Below are 1,588 nucleotides of genomic sequence, written 5' to 3'. Positions count from 1 at the left end.
ATCATCCGTGCTGAAGGGACGCTGGTGCGCCCACTCGTTGCGTGTCTCGCGCAGCTCGCTCACCAGCGCCCGTTCCGCGTGTCCCAGCACGCTCCTGAACACCGGTTGCCACTGATCCCAGATGATCAACAGCAACGCCTGTGAATCCAGGTGCAGGCCATCCTCGCCGATATGTTGATCGCGCAACGCCTGCACCGCCTCATACTGCCAGCGCGCCCCATAGACCGCCTGCATCTGGCGCTCCACAAAGGGCTGCAACCCCTGCTTCAGCAGACTCAATGCGCGCCCCACACGCTCGTGGTTGCTCTGTGCCATAAAAACCTCCTGCTCATTGCAATCGATGTACCGCCGCATCCCCGATCCGCCGCATCCCAGGCCACCCGCCCCCCAGGCCACCCCCACCCACGGTCATCCATCCCGCATCCCAGGCCACCCGCAAGGGGTGGCCCTACTATATACGTCCCCGCTGCCCCACATTGCCGTTCGACGAACGGATCGACCCACCGGGCTTGCGCCCGTGTATAGTAGGGCCACCCCTTGCGGGTGGCCTGGGGCGGTGGCCGGGACGGTACCAGGGGCGGTGGCCGGGACGGTACCAGGGACGGTGGCCGGGACGGGTAGCCGGATAGCCGGGTGGTATTTAAGTATCTTGTTGTTGTTGCTGTTGTTTATTCTGTTGTCTTTTTTGTCTCTGTTGTTGCTCCCATTCCTGTTGCTCTCCCTATTGTTCCTGCTGTTGTTGCAGTTTCAGCGGGTTGTTGCGTATATACTGGCGAGTGTTTTCCAGTTCCTGGGTGTCGCGGATGATACGTTCAAAGTAATCTGGTTGCCAGATGATGCCGGGATATTCCATACATTCTCGCCCGGCGGCTTCGAGGTGGCGCAGCCATGCTACTGTTGTCAGGGACTTGTATGCACCCACGACTCTGCCCAGCGTTGTGGGCTTCTCCACATTGCCTTCTATATGGATAATAAAATGGACATGATCGGGCATAATCACAAATTCATCCAGGGTAACACTCGGAAACCTTCCGGGCAGTCCTTCCCATGTCTGAGCTAAAATAGTATGCAGTTCCGGTATCTCAAAGATAGCCTCGAACACGCTTGCACTAAGCGTGACGAAATAGCTGGCCGACCACCCATAATTGTGTGTTTTCAGTCGTAACGACTTTCTTTTCCACTGATGAGAAAGGTCCGAATTGTATCTTCTACGATGTTGCTCCAACGATATCCCCCTTTCCTAAATTACCCGGACAACCATCAAACTATTTTTCCCACTCGCCGCACACGCCGACACGCGATACACACCGTACACCTCACCCAGGCCACCCATCACCACCACCCAGGCCACCCACCACCACCACCCAGGCCACCCGCAAGGGGTGGCCCTACTATATACGATATGCCCCCACGCCCGTTCGCTTGCGTTGTGCGCAAACAGATCGACCGGTCGGGCTTGCGCCCGGCAAACGCGGCTCTGCGAGCCGCGCCAGCGGTCGTGTATAGTAGGGCCACCCCTTGCGGGTGGCCTGATAGCGCCGACTGGCCCGATAGCGCTGACTGGCCTGATGGCGCGGGCTGGCCCCCT

3 protein-coding genes are annotated in these 1,588 nt (G+C 58.7%); all 3 read right to left on the bottom strand.

Annotated elements, in window-relative coordinates:
• Positions 1-354, bottom strand: a 354-nt coding sequence (locus VKV18_RS00775) for a Swt1 family HEPN domain-containing protein (protein ID WP_324202322.1), incomplete at its 3' end; no start/stop codon positions are given.
• Positions 355-721: 367 nt separating this feature from the next.
• Positions 722-1,225, bottom strand: coding sequence for a transposase (locus tag VKV18_RS00770; protein ID WP_324202321.1), 504 nt, complete (start codon positions 1,223-1,225; stop codon positions 722-724).
• A 166-nt stretch (positions 1,226-1,391) separates the two neighbouring features.
• Positions 1,392-1,588 (bottom strand): hypothetical protein (locus VKV18_RS00765; protein WP_324202320.1); only part of this gene is annotated, 197 nt, incomplete at its 5' end.

Origin of the sequence: Chthonomonas sp., assembly GCF_035294505.1 — a bacterium.
Taxonomy (GTDB): Bacteria; Armatimonadota; Chthonomonadetes; order Chthonomonadales; family Chthonomonadaceae; genus Chthonomonas.
Note: the sequence above shows the minus strand (reverse complement) of the source record. Positions and strands in the feature narration are given on the sequence as shown.